Raw genomic sequence first — 15,999 nt, forward strand, 5'->3', positions numbered from 1 at the left:
GGGAGACAACCATGACAGATCTCTGTTTACCCGCCTCGCGGCCCACGGCCGACGCCGGTCTTGTGCAAGTAATCCGGGCCAAGTCGATCCAATGAAATCATCCATCCCATCATTCGCACTGCTGGCGCTGGCCTGGCTGGGCCAGAACGCGTTCGCCGCCGATGTGCCCGGTAGCCAGGATCTTGCGCGCGTGCCGCGCCTGCCCGATGCGCAGATCGTCGATTACCGGCAAGGCCAGGATCAGGAGCGGATCTACCCCCTGGGCGCGATCCGCAAGATCAGTGGCCAGTTACGTTTCGACGGTCAGGTCGATGCCCGTGGCAACACCACGTCGGTCACTTACGAGTTGCCGCCGGAACATTCCGCCACCCAAGGGTTCACCGCCGCTCGCGAAGCGTTGCAGAAACAGGGCGCCGAATTGCTGTTCTGGTGCCAGGCCCGCGATTGCGGCGAAAGCAGCCTTTGGGCCAACGATGTGTTCGGTAATGCCAAACTCTACGGTGCCGACAACGGTCAGGCTTACCTGCTGCTGCGCCTTGCGCCGCCGACGGACAACACGCTGATCGCGCTGTACGGGATCACCCGCGGTAATCGCAAGGCTTATCTGCACGTCGAGCAGTTCGAGGCGAGCGCTCCCCTGGGCGACCTCCTACCGACGTCTGCCACGTTGTTGCGCCAGCTCAAGGACACCGGTGTGCTGGACTTGCCGCGCCTGGTTGGCGATCCGGACGAAGCCTGGCTGCGCTTGCTGGCCCGGGCGTTGAACCTGGACACTGGCCTGCGGGTCAGCCTCTCGGGACCCAAGGCCGAGGCCTGGCGAGAGGCGCTGGCGAGCCAGGGGGTGCGAGCGGCGCGGATGGAGGCCGCCGGTGGCGATACCGCGGGCCTGCACCTTGAGCTGCTGCGATAAGCTGTTTCGGGCAACGGGCTGCTTGCCGTTGCCTCGACCCTGTTCTTTTTCCGAGACCCTACATGCTCAATAACGATCGGCTGTTGGTGCAGATCCTGCTCCTGGTGTTGTTCGGTGCAAGCCTCTGGGTGATGGCGCCGTTCTGGTCGGCGCTGTTCTGGGGCGCGGTGCTGGCGTTCGCCAGTTGGCCGCTGATGCGCCTGTTGACCCGCTGGCTCAATGGACGCGAATCCCTGGCGGCGGGACTGCTCACCCTTGGCTGGATGTTGCTGGTGGCAGTCCCGCTGGTATGGCTGGGTTCCAACCTGGCCGACCATGTGCGCGACGCGACGGCATTCATCCGGGACGTGCAGGTCGACGGGCTGCCGGACGCGCCGCAATGGCTGGCCGGCTTGCCGCTGGTGGGCGGGCGGCTGACGGCGATCTGGAACAGCATCGATCAGCAGGGCGCGGCAATGATGGTGTCCATCAAGCCGTACCTGGGACAAGTCGGCAACTGGCTGCTGGCCCGCAGCAAGCAGATCGGCGGCGGTATCCTCGAACTGACCCTGAGCATCGTGTTCGTGTTCTTTTTCTACCGTGACGGCCCGCGACTGGCGGCGTTTGTCCACGGTTTGCTGGAGCGCCTGATCGGTGACCGTGCCGGTTACTACATCGAGCTGGTGGCCGGTACGGTACAGCGGGTGGTCAACGGTGTGATCGGCACCGCCGCGGCCCAGGCCGTACTGGCGCTGATCGGCTTCCTGATTGCCGGGGTACCGGGTGCCCTGGTGCTGGGGATCGTCACCTTCCTGCTCAGCCTGATCCCCATGGGGCCTCCGCTGGTCTGGATTCCTGCCACGGCCTGGTTGGTGTGGAAGGGCGAATACGGGATGGCGGTATTCCTGGGCATCTGGGGTACGTTCATCATCAGCGGCGTGGACAACGTGCTCAAGCCTTACCTGATCAGCCGCGGCGGGAACCTGCCGTTGGTCATCGTGTTGCTGGGGGTGTTCGGCGGGTTGATCGCGTTCGGCTTCATCGGACTGTTCATCGGCCCGACCTTGTTGGCCGTGGCATACAGCCTGTTGACGGACTGGAGCAAGAGCCAGGCGCGATGAGATTTACCGATCATCGGGTCCCGCAGGGGCGTTGGTTCCGCTACAATGCGCGCCGATTTCGACTTGCCTGAGAGCCCGCTCATGTCCGCCTGCCAGACGCCCATCATCGTCGCCCTGGATTTCCCTACCCGTGACGCCGCCCTGAAGCTGGCCGACCAGCTGGACCCCAGCCTCTGCCGGGTCAAGGTTGGCAAGGAGCTGTTCACCAGCTGCGCTTCGGAGATTGTCGGCACCCTGCGTGACAAGGGGTTCGAAGTGTTCCTGGACCTGAAATTCCACGACATTCCCAATACCACCGCCATGGCCGTCAAGGCTGCCGCGGAGATGGGTGTGTGGATGGTCAATGTGCACTGCTCCGGCGGCTTGCGCATGATGGCTGCCTGCCGTGACGTACTGGATCAGCGCAGCGGTCCGAAACCGCTGTTGATCGGTGTGACGGTTTTGACCAGCATGGAGCGCGAGGACCTGGCGGGCATCGGCCTGGACATCGAGCCCCAGGAGCAGGTACTGCGCCTGGCGGCGCTGGCGCAGAAGGCGGGGCTGGATGGCCTGGTCTGTTCGGCCCAGGAAGCCCAGGCCCTGAAGGCGGCGCACCCGTCCTTGCAACTGGTGACCCCGGGAATCCGTCCGGCAGGCAGCGCCCAGGACGATCAGCGCCGCATCCTGACCCCGCGCCAGGCCCTGGACGCCGGCTCCGATTACCTGGTGATCGGCCGCCCCATCAGCCAGGCCGCCGACCCCGCCAAGGCATTGGCGGCGGTGGTGGCCGAACTGGCCTGATCGAACACTGACGTTCCCTTGTAGGAGCGAGCAAGCCCGCTCCTACAAGTGTTCTGCGTCAGACCTTGAGCACGAGCTTTCCGAAGTTTTCCCCGCTGAACAACTTGGTCAGCGTCTCGGGGAATGTCTCCAGCCCCTCGACGATGTCTTCCTTGCTTTTGAGCTGCCCCTTGGCCATCCAGTCGGCCATTTCCTGTCCCGCAGCGGCGAACCGCGCGGCGTAGTCCATGACCACGAAGCCTTCCATGCGCGCCCGGTTCACCAGCAGCGACAAGTAGTTGGCCGGGCCTTTTACGGCTTCCTTGTTGTTGTACTGGCTGATGGCGCCGCAGATAACGACGCGGGCCTTGAGGTTCAGGCGGCTGAGTACCGCATCCAGAATATCGCCCCCGACATTGTCGAAATACACATCCACGCCGTTGGGGCATTCGCGCTTGAGTCCGGCATGGACATCTTCGCTCTTGTAGTCGATGGCACCGTCGAACCCCAGCTCATCGATCAGGAATCTGCATTTGTCGGCACCACCGGCGATGCCCACCACCCGGCAGCCTTTGATTTTGGCGATCTGCCCGGCGACGCTGCCCACGGCGCCGGCGGCACCCGACAGCACCACCGTTTCGCCGGCCTTGGGGGCACCGACGTCCAGCAAGGCAAAGTAGGCGGTCATGCCGGTCATGCCCAGTGCGGACAGATAACGTGGCAGCGGTGCCAGTTTCGGATCGACCTTGTAGAAGCCTCTTGGCTCCCCCAGGAAATAGTCCTGCACGCCCAAGGCGCCGTTGACGTAATCCCCGACTGCAAATGCCGGGTTGTTCGAGGCAATCACCTGGCCCACGCCCAGGGCACGCATCACCTCACCAATGCCGACCGGAGCAATGTAGGACTTGCCCTCGTTCATCCAGCCGCGCATGGCCGGGTCCAGGGACAGATATTCGTTCTTGACCAGAATCTGGCCGGGCCCCGGTTCGCCGACCGGCACTTGCTGATAAGTAAACGTCTCACGGGTCGCGGCGCCTACCGGGCGTTTGGCGAGCAGGAACTGTCGATTGTTCTGGGCAGTCATGGCTGGCACTCAAGATGAATGAAGCCTTGTTGATAGACCCTTGAAGGATTTGTCGCAAGGTTTGCTGACACAGCGAATGCACGCCGATCCAACGCAGTGATATCGCCGCCCGGCCTGTTATCACTGCTACCCATGAACACCCAACCGGCACCTGGATAGTGCTGCCGTGTGCCGCAAGGCTGTGGCTACACTGGCCTGATCCCGCATCCTTCGAGGAACAGACAATGAGCATGACGTTTTCCGGACAGGTCGTCGTAGTCACGGGCGCCGCCGCAGGCATTGGCCGCGCCACTGCCCAGGCGTTCGCGGCGCAAGGGTTGAAAGTGGTGGCGGCCGATCTGGACAGGGCTGGTGGCGAAGACACGGTGCGGTCGATTCTGGACGCGGGCGGCGAGGCGGTATTCGTGCGCTGCGATGTGACCCAGGAAAGCGAAGTGCAAAACCTGATGAGTGAAGTGATCAATACGTACGGTCGCCTCGATTACGCCTTCAACAATGCCGGGATCGAAATCGAGAAGGGCAAGCTGGCCGACGGTACGCTCGATGAGTTCGACGCGATCATGGGCGTCAATGTCAAAGGCGTCTGGTTGTGCATGAAATACCAATTGCCGTTGCTGCTGGCCCAGGGCGGTGGCGCCATCGTCAATACCGCCTCGGTGGCCGGCCTGGGCGCGGCGCCGAAAATGAGCATTTATGCGGCTTCCAAGCACGCTGTGATCGGCCTGACCAAATCCGCTGCCATCGAATACGCCAAGAAGGGAGTCCGCGTGAATGCGGTCTGTCCGGCGGTGATCGACACGGACATGTTCCGTCGTGCCTATGAAGCTGACCCGAAAAAGGGCGAATTCGCCAACGCCATGCATCCCGTAGGACGTATCGGCAAGGTCGAGGAAATCGCCTGCGCCGTGTTGTATCTGTGCAGTGACGGCGCGGCATTCACCACCGGTCATTCGTTGGCGGTGGACGGCGGCGTTACGGCTTTTTGAAGCAAGCTTGTAGGAAGAAGCCCGCACTGGTTGCGGGCTTTTTTCTTGAAAGATGGAAAACTTCTCCAATGTCCCGCCAATGTGTTTCAAAGGATGAGATTCAGCGATTTTGGCGGCGTTGTCGTACCTCCTTTCCGAGCACCCTGTGCTTAACTGTTTCCCTAAAAGCAAACTGTTTCCAGAAATAAAACAAACGCTTAGGAGCTTGGTTACTCATGGAATTGAGAATCGACCGACAGGCCCTGGTGCCTGTCGTGCAGCAAATTGTCGACGCACTGACCGGCTGGATTCGACAGGATGCGGTGCAACCGGGGACGCGCCTGCCCTCCATTCGGCAACTGGCACGGGATAACCTGCTCAGCCAGTCCAGTGTGAATGAAGCCTGTGAGCGCCTGGTTGCCCAGGGCATATTGGCGTCCCGTCATGGCTCAAGCTTTTTCGTGGCTCCACCACCTCTGGCCGGGTCCGCATCCGGCGACTGGCCGGACGAGGCGCCGTTCATCCAGGTCGGCCGCGTAGACGACGCACAGTGGGAGCTGCAACTGGGCGCGGGCGGGCTGCCCGAGCGCTGGCGCGAAAGCGATGACCTGGGTTATGCGATCCGTCAGGTGACCCGCACCGACATGGCGGGGCTGTTCAACTACAGCACGCCGTTGGGGCTGCCCGCATTGCGCGAGCAACTGTCCAGGCGTTTGAGGCAGCTCAATATCGATGCCGACGTAAGCCGGATCCTGACCACGACGGGGGCGACCCATGGGCTGGACCTGATCGTGCGGACTCTGCTTCGGCCGGGATGCTGTGTCGTGGTGGAAAGTCCCGGTTATTCGAGCCTGTTCGAGTTACTCAGGCTTCACCGCATCGACATGATTGAGTTACCCAGGACGCCGCGAGGCCCGGATGTCGATGCGCTGCAAGCGCTGTTGGCCAGTCACCGGCCCAGCGCCCTGTTCGTCAACAGTGCCTGCCATAACCCGACCGGAAGCAGCCTGGCGCCGGCTGTGGCCCAGCGGTTGCTTCAACTGGCAAGGAAGCACGCCATGCTGGTAGTCGAAGACGATGTCTACGCTGACTTCCAGGGCACCGCGCGGACTCGGCTGGCAGCGCTGGATGCGGATGTTCTTTACGTTGGCAGTTTTTCGAAAACCCTGAGCAGTTCGTTGCGGGTAGGTTTTGTGGTGGCCGGGCCCGATGTCATCGAGCGACTGAGCGAGGTCAAGGGGATCACCAGCATGGGCGGTTCGCGGTTCTGTGAATCGGTTGTGGCCAGCCTGTTGGCCAATGGTGCCTATCGCAAACTGACCCAGCGTCAACGGCAACGTCTGAATGTCGACATGGCGGCGGTGCTGCAGGTGCTGGAAGATGCCGACTGGACAGTCTTCGGCAAGCCGGCGGGAGGACTGTTCATCTGGGCGCGTCCGCCCTTGTGCGACTACGCTGGCTTACAGCGCCTGGCCAAGCGGTTCGGCGTACTGTTGTCATCGCGTACGGCGTTCAGCCCTTCAGGCGCCGAAAGCGACTGGCTACGGATCAATGTGGCCTATGCCCGGGATCCCAGGGCACTGGCGTTCTTCCGGGCAACGGCTTTGGATCGACCTCCAGTGTTCTGAAAACGACGGGGCTGTAGCTTTTTGCCATTATTCCGACGCCGGCATCTTGTGTTGAAGGGTGTCTGATTGCGAATCTGCGATCACACACACTGGCAGAGGACTGAGCGCAATGATTTCGGCCGTGCAAGGACGTTTTGCCAACCTGGGTATGGCAAAGAAATTGGGGATCGGGTTTGTCCTGGTTCTGTTGCTCACTGCTGTGGTGGCGGCCATCGGTGTCTGGTCCCTGCAAACCATCAGCCAGCGCTTCGGTGGTTTGAAACAGATGTCGGCCCTTAACAGCGAACTGCTCAAGGTCCGGTTGCTGGAGCAGGAATATGCCTTGCGCTCCGACCCCAAGACCGTCGATGCCCTGCGCCAGGGTGTCGACGGGCTGCTTGCCCTGGCCAACGAACTCGAGGCGAAATCGACTGCCAACGTGCCGGTGATGAATGACGTCGAACAGGCCTTGGCGGCTTATCGCAAGGCGTTCGATGAATTTGTCGAATTGAACCAGAGCAAGGAACTGGCGTTGGAAATGGCCAGTTGGTCGGTTTCCAGCGTCGCCAATAACCTGGATGTGCTGCAAGCAGGCCTGGCGGATGATGGCGCCTATACCTTGAAAGATTCCGAAGGCAAGGAGGGGGCCGAGTTCATCGAACAGGCCAACCAGGTCAGCGAAGTGTCACGGTTGATGCTGCAGGCCATGAACGAAGCGCGGGTGCGCCTCGACCAGAGCCGCAAAGGCAATGAAGAAGCAGGGCAAGGCGACATCGAACAGGCCGAGCAGGCCATGAAGCAGGCCGAAGTGCTCAAGACCGCCGTCAAGGATGCGGGTTACCAGACCGTGCTCAACGAAGTGGCTGGGCATATTGCCGGATTCAAGCAGCAACTTGCCGACTACACCGGCCTGTTGGCCAAGGAAAAGATTGTCTACCGGCAATTGCATGAACGCGCCGACCAAGTCGTGGAACGGGTCAACCAGGCCTACAACGCCGAAGACGGTGCCATGCAGGCGGAACTGAAGAAAAACTCCTTGCTGATTGTCGGTTCGTCGGCCCTGGCCTTGCTGGTGGGGTTGATCGCGGCCTGGGTCATCACTCGTCTGATCGTTGCACCGCTGCGCAGTGTCATCCGCGTGGCTCAGCAGATCGCCTCGGGCGACTTGAGCGCAACGATCGAGGTGACGCGTCGGGATGAAATCGGTCAGTTAATGCTGGCGATGCAGCAGATGGGGGCCGGACTGAGCAGCATTGTCAGCGGCTTGCAGGCCGGGATCGAACAATTGGCCAATTCCGCCCAGTCCCTCTCGGCCGTGACCGAACAGACCAACCTGGAAGTCAGCAGCCAGAAAGAGGAAACCGAGCAAGTCGCCACGGCCATGAACCAGATGACCGCCACGGTGCACGATGTGGCGCGCAATGCCGAAGAAGCGGCCCAGGCGGCCCAGACCGCCGATGACAAGGTCGAAAGCGGCCAGCAGGTGGTACGCCAGAGCATGGTGCGCATTGAGCAATTGGCCGATTCGGCCACTTCGGCCAGCTCCAGCATCGAAAGCCTCAGCGCTGAAATCCAGAACATTGGCACAGTGTTGAGTGTGATCAAGAGCGTGGCCGAGCAAACCAACCTGCTGGCGCTCAACGCGGCCATCGAGGCGGCACGGGCTGGCGAACAGGGGAGGGGATTCGCGGTAGTGGCCGATGAGGTACGCGCCCTGGCACGGCGCACGCAACAGTCCACCGAGGAAATCGAACGACTGGTCAGCGCCTTGCGTGCGGCAGCCCAGACGTCCGTACAACAGATTCAGAGCAGTGGCGAGCTGGTGAAGATGGCGGTCAGCGATGCGCTACAGACCGAAAGCGCGTTGGGCAGCATCGCGACAGCGGTGTCGTTGATCCAACAGATGAACCAGCAGATTGCGGCAGCAGCCGAGCAGCAGAGTTCGGTCGCCGAGGAGATCAATCGCAGTGTCACCAGCATCCGCGCCAGCGCCGATCAGTCGTCCCTGGCGATGCAGGGCAACGCCGCGTCCAGCATTGAACTGGCGCAGTTAGGCGTTGAGTTGAAGGGGATGGTAGGGCATTTCAAATTGTAAGCCTGTAGGAAGAAGGCTCCGCGATGAAGAGCGTGGGGGCCCTCGGGACTCGAGGCGCCCCTATCGCGAGCAAGCTTTGCTCCCTCAGGGCCTTCGGGTGTACCGGGTCACTCAGTCGTAGACCCTTTTCTTCTTCCACTCCGATTCCTCTTCGACTTCCTTGAGCCCGGCGGACAACTGGTTGACTTCGTCTTCGGCTGCCTTGGTGCTGGCCAGGACCATGGCATTGGCGCGCTCCAGAAGTTTTTCAAGATAGGCCAATTGTTCGGCGTAGACCTGGGGTTCCTGCTGTTTGCGCAGGTACTGCACGCCGCGCTCGAACGCCAGGCGCGCCTGCCCGGGTTGTTCCTGTTGCAGGGCCTGTTGACCGAGATTGTTGAAGAATTCGATGTGCAGCAGGACCAGGATATGCCGTACTTCACGAATCCAGCGCTTGGCTTCGTTGGGGGGCAGGAAACCGTCCTGGGCGGCCCGGGTAATCTGGCCATGCAGGGCTTCGAGCAAAAAACGCACGTCCTTGGCCTTGGCTTCTGTCAGGATGGGCGCCGGTGGATTGTTCACCGGGATCGATTCGCCTTGGGCGGCCAGCGCGTTGAGTTCGTCCAGGCGCGCCTTTACCGCGGCATTGCTCTTCTCCATATTCAGCAAGCGCTGGCAAACGTTGATCTCCAGACGGGTGATCAACAGCTTCAGGGCCGGCGTCATCAATTGGCCAGGAAAGGTTTCGGTGAGTTCGCCGCAACGACGCAGGCGGTCGTTGAGTTCAACCTTGGTGCGGGCCTTTTCCAGCTTGTTGTTCTCTGCCACGTGGTTCATGTAACCAATGGCGATCAACAGTGCGATCCCGGCTACGACGAGCAGGGTGATCATGAGTGGTGTCACCGGTAAGACCTCTTTTATAGGGTTCGCATACTTCAGTGTAGTGGCTTGGCTTTTAAGCGCATAGGCCCGCAAGACGACATTAGACGGGCGTCATGCCGTTACAGGGCGCCCGCGAACTGGATGCACATTGCCACTATTTGTCCGGCGCGACTATAGCGTCTTGGCGGGCGCCGGAATATAGGCGTCAGAGACTGGACGGGCAAAATGTCCGAATAGGCCTTCAAACCGGGGGAAGTCATTGATTTAAATAAATTTATATCTGGGGGTTGACGACCTGCCCAACCATCCATAGAATGCGCGCCACTTACAGCGTAAAGCACTCAGCCAAACGCGATAAGCAGTGAATGTTGTACGTGTGTCCCCTTCGTCTAGTGGCCTAGGACACCGCCCTTTCACGGCGGTAACAGGGGTTCGAGTCCCCTAGGGGACGCCAATGCGGGAATAGCTCAGTTGGTAGAGCACGACCTTGCCAAGGTCGGGGTCGCGAGTTCGAGTCTCGTTTCCCGCTCCAATTTTAAACAATCTTGCTTCAGGGCAGGGTTGAGTGAAACCAGAAACGATATCTTCGGATGCGGGTCTGGGCACTGGAACACACACCAATGTGTTCCGGGCAGCGTGTCCCCTTCGTCTAGTGGCCTAGGACACCGCCCTTTCACGGCGGTAACAGGGGTTCGAGTCCCCTAGGGGACGCCATTTGCGGGAATAGCTCAGTTGGTAGAGCACGACCTTGCCAAGGTCGGGGTCGCGAGTTCGAGTCTCGTTTCCCGCTCCAAATTCAAAAAACGCCGCTCAATGAGCGGCGTTTTTTTATGCCTGTGAAAAAGCGTTCAGTCCTCCAGGCTATGGACCAGATTCTCAAGCGCCTCGACGCTGGTTTCTTCCGGCGAGGGCTGGATGGCGATCGCTGTTCGCATATGACGCGCCAAACGGTATTCGCTGGGTGTGCAGTTGGCGAATTGCTTGAAAGCGCGGGCGAAGTAGGACGGATCCTTAAAACCGGCCTCGTAGCCGATGCTGGTGATGGGCATCTCGCTGTTATCCAGCAGATCCTTGGCAAAGCTCATGCGTTTGTTCAGCACGTAGTCGGTGAAGCCCAGTCCGTTGGCCTCCTTGAACAGTCGACTGAAGCGAAATGTGGTCATGCCGCAACGCTTGGCCAGGTCCCGTTGATCAATGCTTTCGCGAAAATGCTGGTCGATGTACAGCATGATGTGGCTGAGCGCCTGGTGTTTCTGGTGTCCTGAGGTCAGGCGGATGCTGTCCGGCAAGATGGGCGCGTGGTCAATCAGCGAAGTCTTGCCACGGCTGCCGTTATTGCGCCGCAACTCGCATAACTGCACCACGGCGGCCAGGTAGCGCTTTCTTTCTGTGGCTGACAGGGGAAGCACCATGTATTCCCAGACGCTGGAACGCATGGCCCAGACCGCCAGTTCTTCGGAGTGCTGTACGGTGAACATGGTGATCGGGATAGCAGGCACGGTGCGCTTGATCTCCAGCAGGCGCCTCAAGCCCGGCGTGTCTGGCCTGTCAAAATGGATGCAGATCATGTCGACCTGTTCCCCGGTGGGCAGCGCGGCATTTTTTGCCACCGTGCAGATACACGTGGTCTCGAACTGGGTGATGAGTTCCTGTGTGGAGCGATCGCGGGTCAGATCGAACCACAATAACCTTGGCTTACCGGTCAGATTCGACGTCATGTGCGTACTCAGTGGTTCTTCCTGTCCTTTAGCCGGAAGTATTGCCAATGTGCTATCACCGCGCCGAATAAATTTCTATAAGAAACCTCTTTCTCATCGCGATACCTGATTGAGCTTTGCCCCGCAGTCTTTGCGCAAAAAAATCCTAGCGATGTGCAAAATCCTCCTAACGGCTATACCGCCCCCCTGACTAGGGTTGCATCAGGCAGTTCGCAATGTACTGCCTTTTAAACAACCCCGATGAGGTGTGCGAAATGACTCTTCAAACTATCAAGGCTTCGGTAATGAAGTTCGCCAAAGATGAAGATGGACTGACCATTGTGGAATACGCAGTGGCCGGTGGGTTGATCACGGTATTGGTTGCCGCGGCCTTCGTTCTTCTGGGCGGCGCCGTGAACACGAAGATCCGTGCTCTGTGCCAGGCCGTCAACGGCAACGTTGCCTGCTGATCGCAACACTTGAAATGGGGGACACGGCAACTGTCATGGAATAGCGCTTGCGACTCTTTTGCTGTGAGTACAACCCACTTATTCAAACGGACTTCGCGTTGTCCCCGACCACCAGTTATTCGCCATACAACTTATGAAGTTGAGGTAAATAAAATGACTCTGCACACACTCAGAACTTCCATCCGTAAGTTCTTGAAGGACGAAGAGGGCCTGACCATCGTTGAATATGCGGTGGCGGGTGGTTTGATCACCGTGGCGGTGGCCGCGGCCTTCGTACTGTTGGGCGGCGCTGTGGATACCAAGATCCGTGCGCTGTGCCAGGCCGTCAATGGCAACGTCGCCTGCTGACGATAACCGCAACCGGGAGACGCGCCATGTCCATGGAATTGCTGGTGTCGACGGTACTACTGCTGGGACTTTTGGGCGTAGCGGTGGCAAGCGATCTGCTTCGCCACCGCATACCCAACATGCTTGTCCTGTTGGGGCTTGCCCTTGGACTGACCAGCCAGGTCTATACAGCCGGCATCGGCGGGCTGGGCGACAGCCTGCTGGGCATGCTGATCTGCTTCGGTTTGTTTTTGCCCATGTACGCAGTGGGCGGTATGGCGGCCGGGGACGTCAAGCTGATGACCATGGTCGGCAGCTTCCTGCCCTTCCATTACGCATTGTGGGCGGCCTTGTTCAGCCTGATCGCCGGCGGCGTGTGCGGTTTCCTGATCGTCCTGGCCCGCGGCCAACTGCTTCAGACCCTCGGGCGTTACTGGCTGATTGTCCGCGCCCAGTCTTATCTGGCGCCCACGGCCGATGAAGTGGCCGGCAAACCCTTTCCCTATTCGATTGCGATCCTGATCGGCACCTTGAACAGCGTCTACTGGCAACTGGTTGCCGGTGGCTGGGGAGTCTAGTCATGCACGTCATCAACGATAGCGATGCCTACCCCAGCGAAAGGGAGGCCGTGCAACGCCTGGCACCTCAGCCGTGCACGATTCGCGACACCGGTCTGACCGACAGCTTCCTGGGTGAACTGGTGTGCAAGCATCTGCATGATGCTGGCGTGCTGGACATGTCAAGACTGGTGGAGCGCCTGGCCCTGACCGGTGCGGTGCTGGAAGAGGTCCTGGCGTTCCTGCGCAAGGACGGTCGTGTCGAAGTGCTCGGCCAGATCGGCCAGGCGAATGTACAGACACTGCGTTATGGCCTGACCGAGCGCGGTCGCAGTTCCGCCCGCGATGCCCTGGCCCGTAGCGGTTACATCGGTGCGGCACCGTTCCCGGTGAGCACTTATCGATCCCTGATCAAGATTCAGACCATCCACCATGGTCGAATCACTGCCAACGACATGCAACAGGCCCTGTCCGGCCTGGTACTGACCCAAGGCATGCTCGACCAGTTGGGCGTGGCGTTGAACTCCGGCCGGGCCATCATGATTTATGGGCCGGCGGGCACCGGCAAGACTTACGTCAGCAGCCGGTTGATCCGCCTGTTCGCCGAAGCGATCTGGGTGCCCCATGCCATCGTCATCAACGAGTCGGTGATCGAAATCTACGATCCGCAGGTGCACCAGCGCCTGGACGATAACAACCCGTCGAACAACCTGATGCTCAACGAAGGCATCGACCGCCGGTTGCTGTGCTGCAAGCGGCCCATTGTGATCACTGGCGGCGAGCTGAGCATGGAGCAACTGGACGTGCGCTACGACCCGTTTACCCGTCAATACCAGGCCGCGTTGCAGCTCAAAGCCAGCAACGGCCTGTTCATCATCGATGACTTGGGGCGCCAGCGCATGGCCCCGGCCGAATTGCTCAACCGCTGGATCGTGCCCATGGAAGAGAAGCGCGATTTCATCAACCTGGGGGGCGGCCGGCATTGCGAGTTGCCGTTCGACCTGATCCTGGTGTTCTCCACCAACCTCAATCCCCTGGAGCTGGCCGACGAAGCCTTCTTGCGTCGCATCGGCTACAAGGTGCAGTTCGGTTACCTCAAGCCTGAGGAATACGAACGCATCTGGCGCCAGGAATGCGAGCGCCTGGGCATTCCCTACGACCCGCTGCTGGTGCGCTATGTGCTGCAGCGCCTTTATGGCGGCGAAGGCATGCCGCTGGTGCCGTGCCACCCTCGCGACTTGTTGAACATGGCGCTCGATCGACAGCGCTACCTGGGCGGTGCCGGGCCGTTGTCGCCCCAGGAGCTGGAATGGGCCTGGCACAACTACTTCGTTCAGCTCGACTTTCTTTGATCCGGAGATACCGACATGAGCTCTCGTACGCTTCCACTGATAGGCGTTTCCCTGGTAATGGGCCTCGGTGCCGCATGGATGGCTGACTCCTGGCTGAGCGCGCGACTCAATGCGACCCCCGATGATCACCTTCGAAGCGTGGTGGTCGCCACGGTGGAAATTCCCTTCGGTCAGATGGTCGAGGCCCAGCAGGTCACGACCGTGCGCATGCCCATGGACACAATCCCGGACGATGCCCTGGATTCCAGCGAAAAGGCCGTGGGCAAGATCGCCACGTTCGACATCCTGCGCGGCGACATTCTACGGGGGGCGCGCCTGAGCGAGCATCTGGGAGGCAGCACCCTGGCTTCGCTGATTGCGCCAGACAAGCGTGCCGTCTCGGTTCGGGTGGATGACGTGGTCGGCGTCGGCGGCTTCCTGTTGCCAGGTAACCGGGTCGATGTGCTGGCGACCAAGACCACCAGCGCCGGCAGCAACAACGCGGTGTCGCGGACCATCCTGGAAAACCTTCGCGTACTGGCGGTCGACCAGACGGCGGGGACCGACAAGACCCAACCGGTGGTGGTGCGGGCCGTGACGCTGGAAATGACGGCTGTCGAAGCGGAAGCGCTGGTTACCGCCCAGACCGAAGGCAAGCTCCAGCTGGCCCTGCGCAACCCCTTGAACCTGGAGAAAAAAGCCGTGGCCGTTGCGCCACCGGCTCCCGCACCGGTCGTGGTAGCGGCCGCTCCGGCACCCAAACCCGTGGTGCAGCGCATCGTCAAGGCGCCGGACAGCGCGGCGGTCACGGTGATTCGCGGGGTTGAAAGCAAGGTGATCAACCTGCGTTGAGCGGTGCAAAACATCGCCTGGCTTGCAGGCGATGACGATCCTCAAGGCAGTCAGCGAGGGCGTGACGATGAATCCCAATATTCGGCAACGCCAGGGAGGGGCGGTAAGTGTTTTGATGGTGATCGCGCTGGTGGCGATTTCCATGGTAGCGGCATTGGCCCTGGATGGCGGCCACATGCTGCTCAACAAAAGCCGCTTGCAGAACGCGGTGGATGCCGCGGCTTTGAGCGGGGCCAAGACCCTGAGTCAGGTCACCGGCGGCCTCAACATGGCCAGCTCGACCCGAGCGGCGGCCCTCGACACGCTGACGAAAAACGCCAACGCCTCGGGCAATGCCGAGCTATCGACCGCGGTGGCCGACAACCCGGGTGCGTTTGCCGTGGTGGAACTGGCCAGCAGCGTCTATGGCCCTTTCTCCTATCCCGGGCCCGCGGATGCCAAATACGTGCGGGTGTCGGTGTCGAGTTATCAACTGAACGGCTTTTTCTGGAGTTTCATCCAGACGATGGGCAGCGCCGGCTTGGGCAATAAAAGGGTGGCGGCCATCGCTACCGCAGGTCCCAGTCCTACCTCGCCCTGCGATCTGGCGCCGCTGATGGTGTGTGGCGACCCCGCCCAGTACGACCCGGCCGCAGGTAATTTCTGGGGCTATCACTTTGGTGACCTGGAGGTCCTGAAGACGGCGGCAGGGAATACCTCGCCCATCGGGCCGGGAAACTTCCAGTTGCTCGATTTCGGATCCGGCGGCAGTACGGTCCGGGAAGACCTGGCCGGTGGTGGTTCGGTCTGCCGCAGTGTGGGCGACAACGTCCAGACGGCTCCCGGCAACAAGGCCGGCCCCACATCCCAGGGCTTGAACACGCGCTTCGGTATCTACAACGGCCCCGTCAGCGCCTCCGACTATCCACCGGACCTGGTGACCTCGTCGAGCAATCCGGCGATGACCTATGACGATGCGCTCGCCCAGGCCAAATACAAAAACCAACCCGTTACCGCGAGCAACGGCGATCTCTCGGCGGGTGGTGAAGCGATACAGGACTACAACGACTGGCGGGCCCAGGTCGCCGCCTGTGTGGCCGGCAGCGGCAGCGGCTGTGAAAGCAACGGGGTGTTCGAGCGCCGGATGCTGAAGATCGTGATCGGCAACTGCACCGGCAAGCAAGGGGGTTCCACCTCGATTCCGGTGCTGGGGTTCGGTTGCTACTTCGTCGTGCAGCCGGTCGACGGCGGAGGCTCGGACTCCCTGGTCTTCGGCCAGTTCGTGCAGGAGTGCGAGGGAGATGGCGTACCGGGGCCAACACCGTCCACTGATGTCGGGCCGCAGATCATCCAGCTCTACAAAACCTACCTCAATGGCAGCGGCACGCCGAGCACCGACTCGTAG

Annotated in this window: 15 protein-coding genes, 4 tRNA genes and 1 pseudogene; 17 read left to right on the forward strand and 3 right to left on the reverse strand. The window is 60.8% G+C overall.

What is annotated here, in order from left to right:
* Positions 1-103: 103 nt before the first annotated feature.
* From AD666_RS08245 to pyrF, 3 genes are all read left to right on the forward strand, one after another.
* Complete coding sequence (locus AD666_RS08245; protein ID WP_053150480.1) at positions 104-910, forward strand: DUF4892 domain-containing protein; 807 nt, start codon at positions 104-106, stop codon at positions 908-910.
* Positions 911-972: 62 nt separating this feature from the next.
* On the forward strand, positions 973-2,010 hold the full coding sequence (locus AD666_RS08250) for an AI-2E family transporter (RefSeq protein ID WP_053150027.1): 1,038 nt from the start codon (positions 973-975) through the stop codon (positions 2,008-2,010).
* Positions 2,011-2,091: 81 nt separating this feature from the next.
* Positions 2,092-2,790 carry an orotidine-5'-phosphate decarboxylase gene (gene pyrF / locus AD666_RS08255; RefSeq protein WP_172679608.1) on the forward strand — a complete coding sequence of 233 codons (699 nt, stop codon included), beginning with the start codon at positions 2,092-2,094 and terminating at the stop codon, positions 2,788-2,790.
* Positions 2,791-2,848: 58 nt separating this feature from the next.
* On the opposite strand, the gene AD666_RS08260 is transcribed toward pyrF, so the two are convergent.
* Positions 2,849-3,853 carry an NADP-dependent oxidoreductase gene (locus AD666_RS08260; protein WP_053150033.1) on the reverse strand — a complete coding sequence of 335 codons (1,005 nt, stop codon included), beginning with the start codon at positions 3,851-3,853 and terminating at the stop codon, positions 2,849-2,851.
* 224 nt (positions 3,854-4,077) lie between these two features.
* Between AD666_RS08260 and AD666_RS08265 the strand changes: the two genes are divergently transcribed.
* The 4 genes and pseudogenes from AD666_RS08265 to AD666_RS27010 all read left to right on the forward strand — a co-directional run bounded on the left by AD666_RS08265 (position 4,078) and on the right by AD666_RS27010 (position 8,520).
* Entirely contained in the window at positions 4,078-4,839 is a 762-nt protein-coding gene (locus tag AD666_RS08265) for an SDR family oxidoreductase (RefSeq protein ID WP_053150036.1), read from the forward strand.
* A 215-nt stretch (positions 4,840-5,054) separates the two neighbouring features.
* A complete protein-coding gene (locus tag AD666_RS08270) occupies positions 5,055-6,446 on the forward strand; it encodes a PLP-dependent aminotransferase family protein (RefSeq protein ID WP_053150039.1) in 1,392 nt (463 codons plus the stop codon).
* Positions 6,447-6,594: 148 nt separating this feature from the next.
* Positions 6,595-7,659: pseudogene (locus AD666_RS27005) on the forward strand (HAMP domain-containing protein); the annotation flags it as partial.
* The gene (locus AD666_RS27010) at positions 7,657-8,520 is read left to right on the forward strand and encodes a methyl-accepting chemotaxis protein (RefSeq protein ID WP_371259570.1); all 864 of its coding nucleotides are present in this window, start codon (positions 7,657-7,659) and stop codon (positions 8,518-8,520) included. The pseudogene AD666_RS27005 and the gene AD666_RS27010, both read left to right, overlap by 3 nt.
* Positions 8,521-8,631: 111 nt before the next feature.
* Here the strand turns inward: AD666_RS27010 and AD666_RS08280 are convergent, their stop codons facing one another.
* Positions 8,632-9,390, reverse strand: coding sequence for a hypothetical protein (locus tag AD666_RS08280; RefSeq protein WP_053150046.1), 759 nt, complete (start codon positions 9,388-9,390; stop codon positions 8,632-8,634).
* Between the two features lie 369 nt (positions 9,391-9,759).
* Here AD666_RS08280 and AD666_RS08285 point away from each other — a divergent pair.
* The 4 genes from AD666_RS08285 (at position 9,760) to AD666_RS08300 (ending at position 10,174) form a co-directional block, all read left to right on the forward strand.
* Positions 9,760-9,835, forward strand: a tRNA-Glu gene (locus AD666_RS08285).
* 2 nt (positions 9,836-9,837) lie between these two features.
* A tRNA-Gly gene (locus tag AD666_RS08290) sits at positions 9,838-9,913 on the forward strand.
* A 106-nt stretch (positions 9,914-10,019) separates the two neighbouring features.
* A tRNA-Glu gene (locus AD666_RS08295) sits at positions 10,020-10,095 on the forward strand.
* Positions 10,096-10,098: 3 nt separating this feature from the next.
* A tRNA-Gly gene (locus AD666_RS08300) sits at positions 10,099-10,174 on the forward strand.
* Positions 10,175-10,229: 55 nt separating this feature from the next.
* On the opposite strand, the gene AD666_RS08305 is transcribed toward AD666_RS08300, so the two are convergent.
* The gene (locus AD666_RS08305; RefSeq protein ID WP_053150049.1) at positions 10,230-11,099 is read right to left on the reverse strand and encodes a DNA-binding response regulator; all 870 of its coding nucleotides are present in this window, start codon (positions 11,097-11,099) and stop codon (positions 10,230-10,232) included.
* 254 nt (positions 11,100-11,353) lie between these two features.
* On the opposite strand from AD666_RS08305, the gene AD666_RS08310 reads away from it, so the two are divergent.
* The 6 genes from AD666_RS08310 (at position 11,354) to AD666_RS08335 (ending at position 15,999) form a co-directional block, all read left to right on the forward strand.
* Entirely contained in the window at positions 11,354-11,548 is a 195-nt protein-coding gene (locus AD666_RS08310) for a Flp family type IVb pilin (RefSeq protein ID WP_053150053.1), read from the forward strand.
* Between the two features lie 153 nt (positions 11,549-11,701).
* Positions 11,702-11,896 (forward strand): Flp family type IVb pilin, encoded by a 195-nt coding sequence (locus AD666_RS08315; protein ID WP_053150055.1) that lies wholly within the window; start codon positions 11,702-11,704, stop codon positions 11,894-11,896.
* Between the two features lie 26 nt (positions 11,897-11,922).
* A complete protein-coding gene (locus AD666_RS08320; protein WP_053150058.1) occupies positions 11,923-12,453 on the forward strand; it encodes a prepilin peptidase in 531 nt (176 codons plus the stop codon).
* 2 nt (positions 12,454-12,455) lie between these two features.
* Positions 12,456-13,784, forward strand: coding sequence for an AAA family ATPase (locus AD666_RS08325; RefSeq protein ID WP_053150061.1), 1,329 nt, complete (start codon positions 12,456-12,458; stop codon positions 13,782-13,784).
* Positions 13,785-13,799: 15 nt separating this feature from the next.
* Positions 13,800-14,615, forward strand: coding sequence for a Flp pilus assembly protein CpaB (cpaB, locus tag AD666_RS08330; protein WP_053150064.1), 816 nt, complete (start codon positions 13,800-13,802; stop codon positions 14,613-14,615).
* A 67-nt stretch (positions 14,616-14,682) separates the two neighbouring features.
* Positions 14,683-15,999, forward strand: a complete 1,317-nt coding sequence (locus tag AD666_RS08335) for a TadE/TadG family type IV pilus assembly protein (protein WP_053150483.1) — start codon at positions 14,683-14,685, stop codon at positions 15,997-15,999.

The organism is Pseudomonas sp. Pf153 (assembly GCF_001269775.1).
GTDB lineage: Bacteria > Pseudomonadota > Gammaproteobacteria > Pseudomonadales > Pseudomonadaceae > Aquipseudomonas > Aquipseudomonas uvaldensis.